This is a genomic window from Moheibacter lacus, assembly GCF_014042165.1.
Taxonomy (GTDB): Bacteria; Bacteroidota; Bacteroidia; order Flavobacteriales; family Weeksellaceae; genus Moheibacter; species Moheibacter lacus.
The window spans coordinates 1-19,419 of the sequence record NZ_JACDZE010000003.1; the positions used below are offsets into that span (position 1 = coordinate 1).

Below are 19,419 nucleotides of genomic sequence, written 5' to 3' on the forward strand. Positions count from 1 at the left end.
TCCATTGAAAACCATTCGGTCATTGATCTCGGGGAAACTCTATGAATCCATGCTACATCTGCCTGAAGTTTTTCATCTTTATGATGTAACCAAGCTCCCTGAAAGGCAAAAGGCTTCATTCTTCCATCGCTTTTATTCAACAAAGGCGTATATTCTATAGGAATTTTTCCATATTAATCTTTTGCCTCTAAAAAAAGTTAGTTAGTATTCGCTAACAAAGATATGGATGTTTTCTATCCCACCAAACTTTTTACCTTATATATTAGTATTTTACTTGTCGTATTATACTTTTTTCATCCGTTTCACCCATTTATATACCTCAAACCACAATACCGACAGGGAAGCAATACTCAGAGCCGTGCCTAATTCCGCCCCATTCAGTCCGGTTAAGCGGAAAAAACCGGCTAAAGGTTCAATATATAATATGGCAAAAAGAAGGATAAGGGTAATGCCGATAACGGCGGCAAACAGGCTGTTCCTGTTCTTAAAACTTTCCAGCATACTGTAATAGAAGGAACGGTTTACGAGGCTCAATAAAATATTGGCGAAAATCAACGTAGTAAAAACCATTGCCCTTGTTTGTTCTTCATTTCCTCCGTTTTGCACCGTATATTGGTATGCGGATAATACGCCTGCGGTTATTGCCAGTCCCTGAACAATACTTATACCAAGCTCTTTCCAGTTCAGGAAAGTATCTGTCATTTTTCTTGGCTTTTGCAGCATCGTATTCTTTTCCATCGGTTCGTTTTCATACACTATGGAGCAGGTAGGCCCCATTACCAGCTCTAAAAAGATAACGTGCACCGGTGTAAATATCTGCGGGAACACCCAACCCAGAAATAACGGCAGGGAAACAGTGAGGATAATCGGGATATGAATGGAAATGATGTATTGAACGGATTTTTTGATGTTGGCATAAATCCTTCTGCCGGATGCAATGCCGGTAATCAGCTTGCCTAAATCATCATTGGTAATCACTAAAGCCGCCGCTGCTTTGGCTATCTCTGTTCCCTTGTTGCCCATTGCCACGCCGATATGGGCGGCTTTCAGTGCCGGACCGTCATTCACGCCGTCACCCAGCATCGCCACCACTTCGCCTTTCTTTTTTAAAGCGTTCACTACGGCCAGCTTGGCATCGGGGAACATCCGCGTGAACAATACTTTTTCTTCGGCGGCCTGCAAAAGCTCCTCTTCCGAATACGCCATAATGTCTTTGCCCTCTACTGCTTCGGCTGTATGGGTAATGCCTGCCTGTGCGGCAATGCTTTTGGTAGTATCGGTATTATCGCCGGTAATCACTTTTACCTTTATTCCGGCATCGTAGATATGACGGAAAACTTCCTGAATACCTTTTTTGGGAGGGTCGTAGAATACTGTCAAACCCAGAAAATCAAACCTGAAATCCTGCTGTTTTGCGGGGAAATTATCACCTTCAAAATGCGACTGGGCTACGCCCAAAATCCTGAAACCCTGTTGTCCTAATGCTTTAATGATATTCCGTATTTTGGTTTTTTCGTTCTCCGAAAGCACAGAAACATTCAGAATAGCTTCCGGTGCACCTTTTGCCGCAATAATCCGCTGGTTTTCGGCATTTTCAAAAAGGTGCGTCATCATTGGCGGTTTGCCGTCCAGCGGATACTCGTGTATCATTTGAAACCGTTTCCGCTCGTCACCGGATTGTGTTTGCTCATATACTTTGTGCAGGGTTTTTTCCATTGGGTCAAAAGGCACCGGCTCGCTGCTCCACATCGCATAATCAATCAGTGTGGACAGTGCGGCATCGCCAAAATCATTCTCATCAAAAACCTTATCCGAACGGTAATCGTAAAGATGCTTCAGCTGCATCGTATTTTCGGTAATGGTTCCGGTTTTATCGGTGCAGATAACTGTTGTGCTGCCCAGGGTTTCCACAATGCTGCTTCGTTTGACGATGATGCCGTCACGCATCAGCTTCCACGCACCCAATGCCATAAAAGTGGTAAATGCCACCGGAATTTCTTCCGGCAGAACAGACATTGCCAGCGTAAGCCCGTTGAGCAGGCTGTCCGTTAAGTTTCCTGTGTGATAATAACTAAAAACACATACCATTCCGAAAATAACGATACCTATAATAGCCATTGCTTTTACAAACCTGCGGATTTGAAGCTGCAAAGGCGAGGCTTCTTCTTTTATTTCCGAAATAGAAATACCGATTTTACCAAGGCGGGTTGCTTTTCCGATTTTCTCTACTTCAAAAACGGCTAATCCCGATACGGTTAAGGTTCCGCTATAAATATTCCGGTCTTCGCTTTCGCTGCTTTTGAATACAGATAAGCTTTCGCCGGTTAAGGAAGCTTCATTAACAGAAAAATCGTTGCTGTGTATAATTCTGCCGTCAGCATTAATCATTTTTCCTTCTTCGGTAATGCAGAGGTCGCCAACAACAATTTCATTGGTCGGAATTTCAACTACCTGTGCATTTCGGATAACCTTGCTCAACGGTTCATTCAGCTTTTCCAACGCCTCCAATGCCTTTTTGCTGCGGTTGTCTTGATAAAATGAAATAGCGGAAACCGCCACAATGGCAAGAAACATAAACAAGGCTTCGCCATAATCGCCTATGATAAGGTAAATAACCGAAATAGCGAAAAGCAATATCAGCATCGGCTCTTTCAGTATGTTCAGGAGCAGTTCCAATGCGGAACTTTTGTGCACCGCATCTATTTGGTTATAGCCGTATTGCTTTCGTGAAGCGGTTACCTCGCTATCATTAAGACCTTTCAGATGGTCGGGAATATTATAGGACATAAGTAATTAGATATAAATATTTAAAAATAATCATATTTATTTGACGGCTTACTGAATTTCTCTTTTTACTTCAGTTACCCACATTTCTATTTCTTTCTTATCCGCATCTGATAGCTTTGCATTACTGTGAATAAGCGTATAAGAACTTAATGGCATTTCATCTTTATTGATAGTTTCTACCACTTCATCCAGCTTGTGCCGCTTTTTTTCTGCCGTATAGTTATTGAACTCATCAAAGTTCAAATGCCTTTTTCCATCGTTGATATGATTGGCTAACCACCATTTTACAGGCTGTACATTGTTATACCAGGGATATTCGGTGTTGTTGGAATGACAGTCGTAGCAGCTCGTTTTTAATAATCCCTGTATCTTAGGAGATACCGTGTAGTGTTTTTCAATCGCATCTTTAGATGCTATCGCAGTACTGTTTTTTTTCGTTCCGAAAAACTGGATGATGATGAGCAGCAATACAACTGCTACGGCTATTTTTTTAATGTTTGATTTTTTCATTTTTAATATGATTTAATTTTTTATTTGCCTCCTTATATTCTTAATTAAAATGTCTTTATAAGATTTAAACCGATTTGCTTTGATTGATAAGTTGGCAGAATGACAAATGATTGTTTTTCGTTCTTAGGTGAAAGCCATTTAGAAGTCATGGGAAATAACCAATAAGCCATTTCAGTGGATAAGATACCAATGCCTGCTCCTGCAACCACATCGCCCACCCAATGTTTATCGTTAAAAATCCGATATATCCCAGTAGCTGCTGCAACAGGATACCCAGAAAGACTTAGCCATAGATTTGTATCTTTATATTCTCTGAACATAAAATGGGCAGAATAAAAAGCCGTTGCCGTATGACCTGAAGGAAAAGAGAACCTATTGGAACCATCGGGACGTTCTTCTTTAACCAAATGCTTGGTTGGCAGTACAAGAGCTGCGGAGACTAATTGAGACGTAGCATAGATAATGGTTCTGTCTTTAAAATTATGCTTCCCTTTAACCCCTGCAAGATTAAGCCCATATACGGCTGCCGCGGGGGCATACTGCATATAGTTGTCTATGGTTGCTCCGGCAATGATATGTTCCCGTGTTTCGTAGCGTGTAGACTGGTTCAATGATTTTAAATCATCAGACATCAAACTCAATACTCCGTATGAAATCAAAACAGAAGGAACAATCAGTTTTTTTGCCGAAAATTTATACGCTTTATCGTCAATGCTTAATGTGTCGTTGCCTCCTGTTTGAGCTTTTAAGCTCAATGCATACAGAAAAGTCATCAATAACAATACAGGCTTCATCTTAATCCTCTGCGGTATTTTTTAGTGCCATTAATAAAGTATAAGCCCCTTTCTGTGCGATTTTTTTACCGGTCAATTGGTTTCCGTTGACAATCTCTATCCAACCATCGCCAGTGTTTCCGATTTCTACTGTTGTCATTCTGAAACTGTTCTTGTCCAATACTTCAAAGACGTAATGTTTTCCTTCAAAGGCCAAAATGCTTTCCTCCGGTAGTGCCAATGCCTTGCTTTCGGGTATGGGAACCTCGGCATTCATATACAGACCGGGAATAAGCTGTGCATTGCTTTCCGTGAAATGGGCGTGAACCTCCACAGCCCGGTCTTGGGAAATATTTTTACTGATCAGAATGATTTCGCCTCCGTATTTCTTTTCCGGGTGGCTGTTGGTGTATGCCGTAAGCGATTGTCCGATGCTTATTTTATCCCAATCTTTTTCAAATACTTTCAGGTTCAGATGCAGATCTTTCGGATCTACGAGTTCAAACAGCACATCCGATGGCGAAACGTATTTGCCTACATTCACAAAAACCTGCGAAACGAAACCGTCAAAAGGTGCATACACAGATGCAGTACGTTTGATGTTGTTCACCGAAACATTAGAAGGGTTGATGTGGATCATCCGCAGTTTTTCTTCCAGTGCCTTTTGGCTGATGAGCAGCGTTTCATAATTGGCTTTTGCCTGCAAATACACTTTATCACTGCTTGCTTTACTCTGGTTCAATTGCTTCTGGCGGTGGTATTCGGCTTCTGCATTTTGCAATTGAGCCCTTGTCGTCAGGTAATCCTGTTGCAGTTGGATGAACTGGTTGTCTTCCATTACGGCGATCACTTCACCTTTTCGGAAGTGCATTCCGGGTAGCAATTTCGTGGATTTTACATATCCGCCCAATGCACTGCTCACCGACACGAGGTTTTGTGGCGGTACGTCCACCGTTCCGTTCAGTTTCAGCGTTTTGGTAACGTTTCTTTCTTGTAATTCAACGGTCGTCAGCGAGAATGCTTTTAGCTGTTCGTCCGATAGTTTCAACACATTTTCGGTAGCTTCCGTAGTGTTTTCTTCTGTTGTGTTTTCCTTATTTCCGCAACTCCATAACAGGAGCAAAACGAAAATTCCGACTATATTTTTCATTTGAATAATTTATTTTGAAATGAGATATTGAAGATTGATGATTTGGAAATTGAGCTGCATCACGGCATCGTAATAATCACGCTGTATCTGTATCGCCTGATTATTGAGCATCACCCAGTCTAAGTAATTGATTTCGCCATTGGCAAATTGTTCTTCTGCTGTTTTGAAAATCTGCTCGGCTGCCGGCAATTGTTTTTGCTTATACGTCCCGACGATGTCAAGCTGTGTCCGGTATTGCTGCAATGCCGCTTCATACCCGCTTTCCCATTCGGCTTTACGCAAAGCGAGTTCATTTTCCGTGAAGAGAATACGTTGTTCCTCTGCTTTGATCTGTGATTTCTGTGCTTTGAAAAAAATAGGTATGCCTACCCCCACCTGAAAGGAATTAAAGCGATTGCTGTTCAAATCCCTGAAGCTCTGGTTGAAATAACCAACGGACAGATTGGGCAACAGCTTCGATTTTTCTAATCGAACCGATGCTTTTGCTTTTTCGATTTCCTGTGCCGACAATAGCAAGACCGGATGTTGTGCGACATCTACATCCGCATCAAAAAGTCCATCCATAACAACGATGTCGGAAGCCGATGGTTCATAGCGGGTGTCAGCATTCAGCATCAGTTGAAGCTGTATTTTTGCCAATTCGATTTCGTTTGCCAACGCTTTTAATTGTATAGCAATGTTTTCCCGTTGCACTTCGGCAGCCGTTTTTTCAAGCAGGTTGCTTTCGCCGCTTTCCATTCGCAGAGAAGCTTTTTCTAAAAACCCTTTATACATTTCATCGGTACGGTTCAAGATTTTTTCCCGCTCACGCAAAACCAAAATCTGGTAAAACAGCTCGCTTACCGTCTTGCGGATGTCCAGCTTGTTCAGGTTCACCGAAATCACTGCCGAATTCCATTCTTCGTTCAGCAATTTCTTTTGGTTGCTATACACAGTCGGAAAACTGAAAGATTGTGAAATCCCGAATTTATTATCGGAAGTACCACTATTGACCTGCCCGAATTCGCCCGTTACGACAGCCTGTGGAATGTTGGCTCCGGTAGCCGTCCGCTTTTTATAATATTCGGCAAGCAGGTTTTGGCTTTTTGCCGACAGGTTGTTTTCCGTAGCCATTTTTACCGCTTCTTCGAGTGTGATGCTTTGCGAAAATGCCGAACCACTTAAACCCAACAAAATAAGCAGTGTTGCACTTTTCCTGCCGAATGTCAGCTTGGGAAATTTAAGTTTTTCAAACAGCACAAATAAAGTAGGCAATACAAAAAGGGTCAGAAATGTGGCAAACAGTAAACCACCGATAACCACCGTTGCCAACGGACGTTGCACTTCAGCTCCTGCACCGTTGCTCACCGCCATCGGTAAGAAACCGAGTGATGCTACGAATGCGGTCATCAGTACCGGACGAAGCCTTGTCTTTGTTCCAAGCAATGCTATCTGGTACAGGTCTTTATCGCCCGTTTGTTTCATCCGGTTAAACTCTGCGATAAGCACAATCCCGTTGAGTACGGCTACCCCGAAAAGGGCAATGAAACCGATACCTGCACTGATGCTGAACGGCATTCCACGCAATGCCAACAGGAATATTCCGCCGATTGCAGACAGAGGAATGGCGGTATAAATCAACAAACTTTCCTTGACGGAACGAAAGGCAAAATACAGCAGAATGAATATCAATGCCAGCGAAACAGGAACGGCTACCATCAATCGGTTGGTGGCTTCATTCAGGTTTTCAAATGCTCCTCCATAGGTTACGTAGTAGCCGGGCGAAAAGGCCATCTGTTTATCGGCTTTCCCCTGCAATTCGTTGACGATGCTCTGTACATCACGTCCACGAACGTTGAAACCAACCACAATCCTTCTTTTGGCATCTTCCCGTTGGATCTGTGCAGGGCCTTCAATGATCTGCACATCAGCTACCTGATACAGCGGTATCTGGTTGCCTTTGGGCGTTGGAATGAGCAGGTTGCGTATATCTTGTAGATTTTCACGTTGTGTTTCGTCCAGACGAACCATCAGGTCGAAACGTTTCTCTCCCTCATATACTTTTCCCGTGCTTTGCCCCGCAAAAGCAGTGTTCACGACTTTGTTGATGCCGGCTATATCCAGATTGTACTGGGCAATGTTTGCACGGTTGTATTTGATTACCACCTGCGGCATTCCTGTGATGGGTTCGATGTATAAGTCCTGAGCCCCTTCAACCGTTTTGATGATTTCGCCGAAGCGGGCTGCATAAGCCGACAGGCTATCCAGATCTTCACCGAAAATCTTACAGACCACATCCTGCCTTGCTCCGGTCATCAGTTCGTTGAAACGCATCTGCACAGGATATTGGAAACCCGTGGTAATACCCGGAACAGCTTCAAGGGATTTTCCCATTTTTTCAGCCAGTTCGGGAAAGGTTTTGGCAGATGTCCATTCCTTTTTATCTTTCAATATCACCATCAGGTCGCTCGCTTCCATCGGCATCGGGTCGGTGGGTACTTCACCGCTTCCTATTTTGGTCACGACCTTTTCTACTTCGGGATAATCCCTGATGAGGATATGGGCTGCTTTCTGCGTGTATTCAACCGTTGTTTTCAGATTACTTCCCGTCAATACACGGGTATCTACCGCAAAATCGCCTTCTTCCAATGCCGGAATAAATTCGCCTCCCAAGCGGGACAAAATAAGCACCGCAACGATGAACAGAGCAGCCACCACACCAATAACCATTTTTGGAAAATGCAGCACCTTAGCGAGTGCTTTGTGATGAATGTTTTCCAACTTTTGCATAATGCGGTCGGAAAAATTGGGTTTGTGCTTGATTTTTTTGCTCAATACCAATGAACTCATCATCGGGATATAGGTCAGTGAAAGGATGAATGCACCGATCAGAGCAAAAGCTACGGTCTGTGCCATCGGTTTGAACATTTTTCCCTCGATGCCTTCGAGCGTGAAAATAGGCAGGTACACAATCAGGATAATGAGCTGACCGAATACGGCACTATTGACCATTTTGGTAGCCGAATTGCTGACCTGATTGTTCATTTCGTCCTGCGAAATACGATTGGCAACTGCAAATTTCTTTCCGTGCAACTGGTGCAGCACGGCTTCGACTATGATGACCGCTCCGTCCACAATCAATCCGAAATCCAATGCCCCCAAGCTCATCAGGTTACCGCTCACGCCAAACAAATTCATCATAATGATGGCAAACAGCATCGACAGCGGTATGACGGAGGCAACCAGAAATCCTGCCCTGAAATTTCCGAGGAACAAGACCAGTACAAAGACCACGATCAAGGCTCCTTCGGCAAGGTTGGTCTCAATGGTGCTGATGGCATTGTTGACCATCTTGGTACGGTCGAGAAAAGGTTCAATGACCACACCTTTGGGCAATGTTTTCTGGATAACGGCAATGCGTTCTTTCACATTTTTGATAACTTCGGCACTATTGGCTCCCTTGAGCATCATCACCACCGCACCGGACACTTCCCCCTGATCGTTGTAGGTCATAGCTCCATAGCGTGTGGCATAGCCTGTTTTCACTTCGGCAACATCTTTCAACAATACAGGAATACCATCCTGCGTAGCCGTGACCGAAATGTTTTCTATATCTACTTTATTACCGATCAGTCCTTCGCTACGGATATAAAGCACGGTAGGGCCTTTTTCGATATAAGCACCTCCGGTATTCTGGTTGTTATTTTCCAATGCCGTGAATACGTCACTGATGCTGAGGTTCAGCGATTGCAGTTTGTTGGAATTGACCGCAATTTCATATTGTTTCAGCTTACCTCCGAAGCTGCTGACTTCGGCAACACCTTTTACACCTAATAGTTGTCGCCTTACGATCCAGTCCTGAATGGTACGCAGTTCGGTGGCATCGAATTGGTTTTCAAACCCTTTTTCGGGTCTTACCACGTATTGGTAAATCTCTCCCAATCCGGTGGAAATAGGCCCCAGTTCGGGCGTACCTACACCGTCGGGGATTTCGTTCTGAACGGTTTGTAGTCGCTCGGAAACCTGCTGTCTCGCCCAATACACATCGGTATTGTCGTCAAAGACGATAGTCACCAACGATAATCCGAAGCGGGAGAAACTACGTATTTCGGTGATGCCGTTGATATTGCTGTTTGCCTGTTCGATAGGGAAAGTAACCAGACGTTCGATATCGGTCGCTCCCAATGAAGGAGCTACGGTAATGACCTGCACCTGATTATTGGTAATATCAGGTTGTGCGTCAATCGGCAATTTGGTGGCTTCGTATAAGCCCAAGCCGATAAGGGCTATGGTAAAAAGCCCGATGATGAGTTTATTCCGAATAGAAAACTCAATAATTTTATCTAACATAATTTGTAATACTGTTCTGTTAATGATGAATGGAATACGGGATTTGCAGGCATACACTGGTAGTGCAAAGCCCGAAAAAACGCAGATGATTAATTGGGAACAGGCTTATGCTGCGACAATATGCTTTCTGTACAGACATACAGAGACAGCATCCGCAAAAGCGAATTCAATTAAAAATCTGTCCAAGAAAAATTAACAGTATTTGGGCGGTTGCCAGATAGCAGAAAGATAGTTTTTGTCAGAGAATGTATCGTCCAAAGGCAAGGCTTTGGGTTCTTTACCCACAGGGATTTTCGTCTCTATTTCAAAACTAAAAGGAGGGGTAAGTACAAAACTGATACTCAAAACATCGGTATGAACAATAAACGGTAGTTGTTGGTCATGTTCGTAATCGTCATCATGCGGATGGTTTTCAAGGTGATTGCCTTCGTAGTGAAGTGCGAGAAATTCAACCACAGTCATTTGAGGGTTTTTCTCTTTGTGTTCGAAATAATGTTCTACCAGCATAGGGAATTTCAGCAACTGACCTAATTCAGTTGTTGAAATAAGATACACGGATAGAAACAATATGGCGAGTACTCTCCTCATACAGCAAAGTTAATGAAAAAGAGTATTCAGTTTTTTAAGTTGTTGTAATTTAAAAGCTTTCAAAATTAGGAGCAAAAGAAAGTTAGATTTTTTTAAACATTTCTATTTACCCCTGTTGTATCAAATGTTGCAAATCGAGGTCATTTTTGCATTACTTATTTTTCATATTTCAGCTTATAATCTCCTATATGAATTTCACTTTGTTTGATTTTTTTACGGTTGCGGAAATAGTTGATAATGCCTACAACGAGTAAAAGTCCGGATATAACGAACAAAATGTACTCAAAAATTACCGCCTCTTCACCATTTACCAACTTATTTACACTTAAGCCTGCTACCAAAAAATACATGGAACTTCTTAAAAATGATAAGAAGGTAGATTGGTTAGCAAGGAATGTACGCTGGATGGCTAATTGCTCCCGAAGTATTAGATCTTTTTTGAATGAATCCGAAACTTAATTAACTTCTTTTTTATCCATTTATCAATTAAGATAATAACTCTATATTATTACGGTTCAGTTTTATTTTTCCGTCATTTTCTAATGCTTTCAGCAATCGTGAAATTACCACGCGGGAACTATTTAGTTCATAAGCAATTTCCTGGTGGGTTTTAGTAATAATATTCGAATCGTTGATCTTACTTTTCTCCTGAAGATAGTTGTAAAGGCGTTCATCCATGTGCATAAAGGCAATATTGTCTATAGCAGCGAGCATTTCATTGAAGCGATTGTTATAACTTTCAAAAACAAAAGCACGCCAACTTTTATATTTTCCCATCCATTCTTCCATTTTACCTACGGGAATCATCGCTACCAAACCATTATTTTCTGCCACTGCCCGGATCTCACTTTTTTTATCGCCCATACAGCAGGTTAGTGTCATAGAGCAAGTATCTCCTTTTTCGATGAAGTATAACAACAGTTCACCTGTATCAAAATCCTCACGCATTATTTTTATAGCACCACTAATAAGCAAAGGCATGGTTTTGATGTATTTTCCTATTTCTATTAACACATCGCCTTCCTTAAATTCAACCAGCTTCGCAACTGAAATTATTTCGTCAATCAGCTCTTTTTCAAATATCCCCCGATAGGTTTCACGGATTAATTCTTCCATATTTATTTTGATTTAATGAGGCAATTTATCTTTTATCAGACCGTAAAGCCAGGTTCCTAATACCGCTCCTAAAATTACAACTAAAATAGGAAAATATCCTGCTCCGGTCAACACAAACATCGGGCCTGGACATGCTCCCGCTAATGCCCAGCCTAAACCAAAAAGAATACCACCTATTAAATAGCGTGGAATACTTTTATCCTTGTCTGCAATAACAATAGGATTTCCAGTAATATCTTTTACCTTGTTTCTTTTGATGTATTGTACTACGATTATTCCTACTGCTAAAGCAGTTCCCATTAAACCATACATGNCGAAAAATGTTCCGATTAGTAAGTAAACTATATTTTTCATTGCTTTTAAAAATTAAAATTTGTTATTAGATTGATTTGGTTGTAATCGCTTCTTTGCGCAACCAATTTTGTATTAGGCTCGTTTTTGTTTTGTTTCCAGACATACAGCAACTCGATATGAAGACCTTTTAAGAAATCGGTAAATTCATAAAGCAGTCGTGTATTTATCTGGTAATAATCATCGATATTGTATTTGTTTAATTCATAGGCTTTTATTGCTATTCCATGAGTAGTAGTTGCATCAACATTCAAAAATAAATGTTTCCAATTGTACTGATACCCGATAGCAAAGACATCAACGCCGCCTAATCCTTCGATACGGCTTCTTGGCATGGAAGTATAAAACTGATCCCGCCCCAATTCTTTCGGGAATAAGTACCTGCCCGTTTCAAAAGCTTTGGAATAAGCCGCTTTGATTTGAGAATGTCCATTTTTGTATTTCAGCATAAAGCTGGCAACCTGTCCGTTTTCATTTGGTTGCACATAGCGGCTTTCGTAAGCAAGCTGCTTTTGATAGGAATCTGGTATTTGATACGAATAAATCATACCCACGTGCCAGTTCTTTTTTGAATACTCCAATTGCAACCAAGAGGTATTGATGAACTTATCTAAATGAAAATTCCAGAAATTTGCGTTCAGATTATTGAACGCTTTTCCCAAATGAACATAGCCAATCCTTGCGAATGGGTTGTTCCTTCGTATGCTGCTTTTTCTCCGTTTGGTAAATATCCGTTATCCGTCAATCCGATAGCTTCTTCCATTGAAAACCATTCGGTCATTGATCTCGGGGAAACTCTATGAATCCATGCTACATCTGCCTGAAGTTTTTCATCTTTATGATGTAACCAAGCTCCCTGAAAGGCAAAAGGCTTCATTCTTCCATCGCTTTTATTCAATAAAGGCGTATATTCCACAGGGATTTTCCCATAGGTTACGTACGAATTTTTCCAATGATATTTGATATATAGTTCCTCCAATCTGTCCAAATCTTTAAAATTGTCTTTATGGTTCACATCAAAAAGTTCTTGTTCCCATCGTGATGATTTATTGGTCTGATCATAAGGTTTATTCAAATCAGATGAAAACAGCTTATAGGTAAATATTCCCGAAACACCTAACTGAAATCCCTTGTACGATTTGGTTTCATAGCTTAATACGCCTCCAATGGCATTGGCATAATAATCGTTTCCATGATTGTTTTCAGTCATCAAAAAATAATTTCGGATATGTCCGCTGATTTCGCCTTCTTTGAGATAGGAAACCAATGATTTGTTTTCAACTGTATCTTTTGTATGGTTTTCTTGTGCTTTTGTTGATTGAGAAAGGGAAAACACAACCAGCATTACCACCAACCTTTTCATCGGTATTAAAAAATTAAAGGAAAAATAAGATGTACCATAATTAATCCACCTATAAAGAAACCAATAGTTGCTATCAAAGACGGTAACTGTAAATTACTGATACCTGATATAGCATGACCAGAAGTACAGCCACCTGCATAACGTGCTCCAAAACCAACCAATATTCCGCCAATTAGTAGTATAGCCAATATCTTAGGATCTGAAAATGCTTCCGTCCCAAAAAGTTCTGTAGGTACGTATGCTTTCCCGGCACTTTCAAAACCTATTACCTTTAAATGCTCAACCGTTTTTGGGTTTAAGTCCGGTATTTGATTATCCGACAGATAATTTGAAGCTACAAAACCACCGATAACAGCTCCGCTCATTACCAATAAATTCCAGCGTTGTGCTTTCCAGTCAAAACAGAAAAAATCACAAGTCTTGTCGGCTCCGCACATGGTGCACAGTGTCCTCAAATTGGACGACATTCCAAAATTTTTACCTACGTAAAGTAGAATAAACATCGTCAGTGCAATCAATGGTCCGCTCACATACCACGGCCACGGTTCTAAAATCCATTCCATAAAATTATATTGTTATTCTTTTTTATAGTTGCAAATTTCAGTTTTCAAAAAGAGATAGTCTGTTACATAGGTTACACAACACTAAACATCTTTTCCTTTCATCATTTTATGCCAATACAAATAGGGCAGCATATATTTTTTCAACAGCCACAAACGCCAGTGTTCTTTGGAACTGTCGCCAATCAGCATCATTTTGAGTTTTGGATCGGGGGTAAATTCATTTTTGTAATTAAATTCAGCTAATACCATTTTTCCATAACCTGTTACCAAGGGACAAGATGAATATCCCTGGTATGATTTATTGTCAGCAGTATTTCCTTTGATGAGTTTGAGAATATTATCGACTACTACTGGGGCTTGTTTGCGAATAGCAGCACCCGTTTTGGCAGTAGGCAGTGCAGCTACATCTCCAATTCCGAAAATCTTTGGGTATTTTTTATGTTGGAGGCTATTGATGTCTACATCTAACCAACCTGCTTTATTTACCAATACAGATTCTTTTACAAACTTTGGAGCTGTTTGAGGCGGCGCTAAGTGTAACAAATCAAAAGGCATTTCAATTAACGAATCGCCTTGTTGCTTTTCTCCTAAAACATTACCTTCGTTTACAATACAGTTGTTGTCATCGGGAGCCACACTTTTGAAATAGACTATTTTTTTGTCGACGTCTATTTTAACGGGAGCATAAAAAGGTTTAAAATGTACATTGTATCGATGGATGACTTTCATCAAAGTATCTGCAATTTGCTTTACCCCAAAAATAACTGTACCAGGAGTTGCAAAAACAACATTCGAGTTTTTATCTAAACCATTCTTGCGAAAATAATCAGCAGCCAAATACATGATTTTCTGCGGCGCTCCACCACATTTGATGGGTGTTGTGGGTTGTGTGAAAACCGCATTTCCACCTTTGAAGTTATTTAGGCATTCCCAAGTATATTTGGGATCTATATAATTACTGCAAACAACTCCCTTTTTGACCGCATCTTCTAATCCTTCTATCAGGGAAAGGTCATTTACTAATCCGGGAGCAACCACAAGATAATCATAACTAATTTTGACACCTTTTTTTAGTTCAATTTTATTTTCTTCCGGATAAAAAGATATTACTGAATCTTGGATCCATTTAGCTTGCTCCGGAATTAAATCTCTGATTGGTTTTTCTGTTTTATCGAAATCATAAGTTCCAGCTCCAACTAATGTCCAGGCCGGTTGATAATAATGTTTATCTGCCGGATCAATAATAACAATGTCAAGTGACTTGTTTTTTTTAAGAAGTTGGGCAGCGGTCATAATTCCGGCTGTACCTGCCCCAATTATGGCTATTTGATAATGCGATTTCATACCGTTACTATTTATTATTATTCGTAAAAGTATATTTTGGCAATAAGATAGTCTGTAACATATGTTACTGAAAGGCATTTATAGAATAAAGACGTCAAAATTTACAGTCAGAATTCTATCGTTATCTTAATTAATTGTTTGACTTTTTAAAATTGAAATATTATGAGATACATCAAGAAAATCATTCTGAAAATCAGAGAAGAAGAGCAGAAATCAGACTTAAGTCCTCAATGTGTAATTGCAAGTTCACGGCAAATTGCTTCAGTTTTGCTGGATAAACTTGAACTTATGAAGGGATACATTTTGGAAAATGGTTTTGGGAAATCAGAAGAAGAAATCGAGTTCTTCAAGAAAATAAAACCAGAAGTACAAGGGAAATTAATTTTTTACAATAAAAAACTTTGACAAAGTTTAATCTGTGAAAACACAACTTTGTCAAAGTTCAATTTATAGTTTAATAAAATCGAATTAAACCTTTGCCAACAAATGTTTCATATTCACTTCTTTATCGATGATTTCAGAAAGTTTCTCAACCGGAATTCTCTCTTGTTTCATCGTGTCTCTGTAACGCAACGTAACTGAATTGTCATTCAAAGAATCATGGTCAACCGTGATACAGAAAGGTGTTCCGATGGCATCCATTCTTCTATATCGTTTCCCGATCGAATCTTTTTCTTCGTACATTACATTGAAATCCAAACGCAAATCATTGAAGATTTTTTCTGCAAATTCAGGCAATCCGTCTTTTTTAACCAAAGGAAGGATTGCAGCTTTAATCGGAGCAAGCGCAGGAGGTAAGCTCAAAACTGTGCGTTCGCTTCCATCTTCTAACTTTTCGTCTTTCAACGAATTAGAGAAAATCGCCAAGAACAATCTGTCCAAACCAACCGAAGTTTCTACCACAAACGGTACATAATGTTGGTTCAATTCATTATCGAAATATTGTAATTTTTTACTTGAATGTTTCTCGTGTGAACTCAAATCGAAATCGGTTCTGGAGTGAATTCCTTCCAATTCTTTGAATCCAAACGGGAATTTGAATTCGATGTCAGCCGCTGCATTTGCATAATGTGCCAATTTTTCATGGTCGTGAAAACGGTAATTTTCTTCGCCTAAACCAAGTGCTTTGTGCCAGCTCAAACGGGTTTCTTTCCATTTTTCATACCATTCCAATTCAGATCCTGGTTGTACAAAAAATTGCATTTCCATTTGTTCAAATTCGCGCATACGGAAAATGAATTGTCGGGCAACGATTTCATTTCTAAATGCTTTTCCGATTTGAGCAATCCCGAAAGGAATTTTCATTCGTCCCGTTTTTTGAACATTTAGAAAGTTGACAAAAATTCCTTGCGCCGTTTCTGGTCGCAGATACAAATCCATCGCGGTATCGGCAGTTGCGCCCAATTTGGTTCCAAACATCAAATTGAATTGCCGCACTTCCGTCCAATTTTTAGAACCGGTAAGTGGATCAGCAATTTCCAATTCTTCGATCAAAGCTTTGACATCGCCCAAATTTTCAGTTTCGAGCGATTTCGCCATTCGACTTAAAATGCTGTCGATTTTTTCTCTGTATTCGACAACTCTTTGGTTTGTGGTAACAAATTGCGCTTTGTCAAAAGCATCTCCAAAACGTTTGGCTGCTTTCTCAACTTCTTTGTCGATTTTCGCTTCGATTTTTGCACAATAATCCTCAATCAAAACGTCTGCGCGATATCGTTTTTTAGAATCTTTATTGTCGATCAAAGGGTCGTTAAAAGCATCAACGTGACCGGAAGCTTTCCAAGTCGTGGGATGCATAAAAATCGCAGAATCGATGCCGACGATATTTTCGTTGAGTTGAACCATCGCTTTCCACCAATAGTTTTTGATGTTGTTTTTGAGTTCGGCTCCGTTTTGACCATAATCGTAAACGGCTGAAAGTCCGTCATAAATTTCACTGGATTGAAAGATGAAACCGTATTCTTTTGCGTGCGAAATGATGCGTTTGAAAATATCTTCTGACATGATTTTAATTTAAATTGCGAATTTAAACAAATCCAATCAATTTGAAGATTTGAATTTCGATAAACTCAATTACAAAAAAATTGAAGATTTGATCCCGATGTTTCGGGATGGGAATTTGAAAATACTATTCTATTTCAAAAAAGTATTTATTCTTTTATAAATAAAGAGATGCACAAAAAACTTGAAACATTAAACTTGAAACATTGAACTCATAACTCAAAACTTAATTCGAATACCGCATCCATTTCCACATTTCTTTTAGCGATGGTTTTTTTCCGTACATCAGAATTCCAACCCGATAAATTTTCGATGCAAAATACACCATCAACAACATCGAACCTATCAATAACGTCAACGAAAGTGCGATTTCCCACCATTCTACACCAAAAGGCAATCGGGTAACCATAGAAATAGGTGAAGTCAGCGGAATCATCGAAAGCCAGAAAGAAACCGGTCCATCCGGATTTTCCATCGCGGTAAAACTTCCGTACATCGCGATCATCATCGGGAAAATAGGGTAGAAAGTGAATTGTTGGGTATCGGTATCGTTATCGACGGCAGAACCGATCGCTGCAAAAATGGAACTGTAAAACAAATAGCCGACAAAGAAAAATAATACAAAGAAAGTGAGGATGAAAGGATAATTCAATTCCATCAACGTATCGGTAATTTGTTTTGCATCGTTCATCCATTCCGGATTTTGCGCCATCATTTCTTGGGCTTGAGGAGTGGATAAATTGGTTGGGATTTCCATTTTGGAAGAAAGAAAAGCAGAAGCCGCAAAGGTCAAACCAAGTCCCATCAAAATCCAAATGATGAATTGGGTCAACGCCACGAAAGTCGTTCCCAGAATTTTCCCCATCATCAGATTAAATGGTTTTACCGACGAAATGATGATTTCCACGACTCGGTTGTTTTTTTCTTCCACCACGCTTCGCATTACTTTCACTCCGTAAATCATGATAAACATAAAGATAACGTAGGATAAAAACATAGCCAATCCGAATTTCAGGAATTCGCCTTTGTCTTCTTCTCCGCCTTTTAGGTTAAAAGTTTTGAGTTGGAGATTGGAATCGATGGTTTTTAGCTGTTGATCAGAAATGCCTGCTTTTTGCATTTTGAGTTCTTCCAAACGTTTGTTCAATCGGTCTTCCAGTTTTTCTTTGAATCCCATTCCGATGTTGCCATTGGTGGTCAATTCGATACCATTTTCCAAAGGTTCTAGATTATTTTGATCAAATTTAGGAATGACCAAAAGTCCGTTTAAAGTTTTGCTATTTAACAAAGTGTCTTTGATTCCTTTGATGTCTTTTGCGCTATAAAAGTTATAAATTTCGTTTTCACCGGAAACCAAAGTAGTGATGAATTCCTGGCTTTCATCTACAACAGCTATGCTTTTCTGGTCTGAGTTTGCGGAAATCATCCAAGCGATGATCCCGATGATTCCCACCAAAAATATCGGGGATAAAACCGTCATGATGATGAAGGTTTTGTTTTTGGCTTGGGTGATGAATTCTCTTTTGGCGACGAGTAATATTTGGTTCATTTTGATGCGAATTAATGATTGGAGGTTTGTACGGCTTTTAAAAACACTTCGTTCATGGAAGGAATGGATTCTTTGAATTGGGCGATATGTCCCAATTGGGTCAATTGAAGCAACAAATCATTGGAGTTCATTTGTTCCGGTTTGGCGATATTGAATTTATAAGAATTTTCGTCCGATGATAGGATTTCAATATCGAATTCGGATTGAAAACGATTTTGCTTTTCCATCGAAACATTTTCTATTTCTGCGAAATATTTTCCCGATTTGAATTGGTGTTTGATTTGGTTGATTTCACCGTCGAGCACTTTATTGGACAAATTAATCAAAGCAATATGGTCGCACATTTCCTCAACGGATTCCATACGATGCGTCGAGAATATGATGGTCGTTCCTTTGTCGCGCAACTCCATGATTTCTTTGGCAATGATTTGCGCATTCACTGGGTCAAAACCACTAAAAGGTTCATCAAAAATCAACAATTCAGGATCATGCAAAACGGTGATAACAAACTGAACTTTTTGTCCCATTCCCTTGGAAAGTTCGGTCAGTTTTTTGTTCCACCATTCATCGATTCCCAATTTCTCAAACCAATATTTCGTTTTTTTATGCGCATCGACATTGGAAAGTCCTTTGAGTTTGGCGAAATAAAGTGCTTGTTCGCCTATTTTCATATTATTGTAAAGTCCGCGTTCTTCCGGCATATAGCCAACCATCGGGATGACCGTTTTGTCGAGTGGTTTTCCGTCGATGGTTACAGAACCTTTATCTGGCGCTGTAATTTGGTTGATGATACGAAGGAAAGTGGTTTTTCCGGCTCCGTTTGGACCGAGAAGTCCGTAAATAGAACCCTTTGGGATGGTTAAATCAAAATCGTTCAGTGCGATTTTTTTTCCGTATTGTTTGGTTAATCCTTTTGCAACAAGCAAATCCGACATAAGAACTGTTTTAAGTGTTAGTTGAAATTCTTATGCAAATGTTACAAAAAAATAGGAAAA

At 40.1% G+C, this 19,419-nt stretch carries 17 protein-coding genes; 1 reads left to right on the forward strand and 16 read right to left on the reverse strand.

Annotation, left to right across the window (positions count from 1 at the left end; all coding sequences use genetic code 11):
- Nucleotides 1-282: 282 nt before the first annotated feature.
- The 13 genes from HU137_RS09455 to HU137_RS09515 all read right to left on the reverse strand — a co-directional run bounded on the left by HU137_RS09455 (nt 283) and on the right by HU137_RS09515 (nt 14,874).
- A complete protein-coding gene (locus HU137_RS09455) occupies nt 283-2,787 on the reverse strand; it encodes a cation-translocating P-type ATPase (protein WP_182043605.1) in 2,505 nt (834 codons plus the stop codon).
- A gap of 48 nt (nt 2,788-2,835) precedes the next feature.
- Nucleotides 2,836-3,297, reverse strand: a complete 462-nt coding sequence (locus tag HU137_RS09460; RefSeq protein ID WP_182043606.1) for a heme-binding domain-containing protein — start codon at nt 3,295-3,297, stop codon at nt 2,836-2,838.
- A 44-nt stretch (nt 3,298-3,341) separates the two neighbouring features.
- Nucleotides 3,342-4,091: a phosphatase PAP2 family protein gene (locus HU137_RS09465; protein ID WP_182043607.1), complete on the reverse strand. Its 750-nt coding sequence runs from the start codon at nt 4,089-4,091 to the stop codon at nt 3,342-3,344.
- 1 nt (nt 4,092) lies between these two features.
- Complete coding sequence (locus HU137_RS09470) at nt 4,093-5,220, reverse strand: efflux RND transporter periplasmic adaptor subunit (RefSeq protein WP_182043608.1); 1,128 nt, start codon at nt 5,218-5,220, stop codon at nt 4,093-4,095.
- A gap of 9 nt (nt 5,221-5,229) precedes the next feature.
- Complete coding sequence (locus HU137_RS09475; protein WP_182043609.1) at nt 5,230-9,549, reverse strand: CusA/CzcA family heavy metal efflux RND transporter; 4,320 nt, start codon at nt 9,547-9,549, stop codon at nt 5,230-5,232.
- Nucleotides 9,550-9,741: 192 nt separating this feature from the next.
- The gene (locus HU137_RS09480) at nt 9,742-10,137 is read right to left on the reverse strand and encodes a hypothetical protein (protein ID WP_182043610.1); all 396 of its coding nucleotides are present in this window, start codon (nt 10,135-10,137) and stop codon (nt 9,742-9,744) included.
- A 155-nt stretch (nt 10,138-10,292) separates the two neighbouring features.
- On the reverse strand, nt 10,293-10,565 hold the full coding sequence (locus tag HU137_RS09485; protein WP_182043820.1) for a DUF202 domain-containing protein: 273 nt from the start codon (nt 10,563-10,565) through the stop codon (nt 10,293-10,295).
- 58 nt (nt 10,566-10,623) lie between these two features.
- Nucleotides 10,624-11,253, reverse strand: coding sequence for a Crp/Fnr family transcriptional regulator (locus HU137_RS09490; protein WP_182043611.1), 630 nt, complete (start codon nt 11,251-11,253; stop codon nt 10,624-10,626).
- A 12-nt stretch (nt 11,254-11,265) separates the two neighbouring features.
- Nucleotides 11,266-11,607, reverse strand: a complete 342-nt coding sequence (locus tag HU137_RS09495) for a YeeE/YedE family protein (protein WP_182043612.1) — start codon at nt 11,605-11,607, stop codon at nt 11,266-11,268.
- 5 nt (nt 11,608-11,612) lie between these two features.
- Nucleotides 11,613-12,266: a hypothetical protein gene (locus tag HU137_RS09500; RefSeq protein WP_182043613.1), complete on the reverse strand. Its 654-nt coding sequence runs from the start codon at nt 12,264-12,266 to the stop codon at nt 11,613-11,615.
- Nucleotides 12,242-12,967, reverse strand: a complete 726-nt coding sequence (locus HU137_RS09505) for an OprD family outer membrane porin (RefSeq protein ID WP_182043614.1) — start codon at nt 12,965-12,967, stop codon at nt 12,242-12,244. Before HU137_RS09505 ends, HU137_RS09500 begins: the two co-directional genes overlap by 25 nt.
- A gap of 5 nt (nt 12,968-12,972) precedes the next feature.
- On the reverse strand, nt 12,973-13,530 hold the full coding sequence (locus HU137_RS09510; RefSeq protein WP_182043615.1) for a YeeE/YedE family protein: 558 nt from the start codon (nt 13,528-13,530) through the stop codon (nt 12,973-12,975).
- A gap of 81 nt (nt 13,531-13,611) precedes the next feature.
- Nucleotides 13,612-14,874: an NAD(P)/FAD-dependent oxidoreductase gene (locus HU137_RS09515; RefSeq protein WP_182043616.1), complete on the reverse strand. Its 1,263-nt coding sequence runs from the start codon at nt 14,872-14,874 to the stop codon at nt 13,612-13,614.
- A 162-nt stretch (nt 14,875-15,036) separates the two neighbouring features.
- Here HU137_RS09515 and HU137_RS09520 point away from each other — a divergent pair, with 162 nt between their 5' ends.
- Nucleotides 15,037-15,279: a hypothetical protein gene (locus tag HU137_RS09520; protein ID WP_182043617.1), complete on the forward strand. Its 243-nt coding sequence runs from the start codon at nt 15,037-15,039 to the stop codon at nt 15,277-15,279.
- Between the two features lie 63 nt (nt 15,280-15,342).
- On the opposite strand, the gene HU137_RS09525 is transcribed toward HU137_RS09520, so the two are convergent.
- The 3 genes from HU137_RS09525 to HU137_RS09535 all read right to left on the reverse strand — a co-directional run bounded on the left by HU137_RS09525 (nt 15,343) and on the right by HU137_RS09535 (nt 19,359).
- On the reverse strand, nt 15,343-16,878 hold the full coding sequence (locus HU137_RS09525) for a glycine--tRNA ligase (protein WP_182043618.1): 1,536 nt from the start codon (nt 16,876-16,878) through the stop codon (nt 15,343-15,345).
- A gap of 223 nt (nt 16,879-17,101) precedes the next feature.
- Nucleotides 17,102-18,424, reverse strand: a complete 1,323-nt coding sequence (locus HU137_RS09530; RefSeq protein ID WP_182043619.1) for an ABC transporter permease — start codon at nt 18,422-18,424, stop codon at nt 17,102-17,104.
- A gap of 11 nt (nt 18,425-18,435) precedes the next feature.
- On the reverse strand, nt 18,436-19,359 hold the full coding sequence (locus tag HU137_RS09535) for an ABC transporter ATP-binding protein (protein ID WP_182043620.1): 924 nt from the start codon (nt 19,357-19,359) through the stop codon (nt 18,436-18,438).
- Nucleotides 19,360-19,419 lie beyond the last annotated feature (60 nt).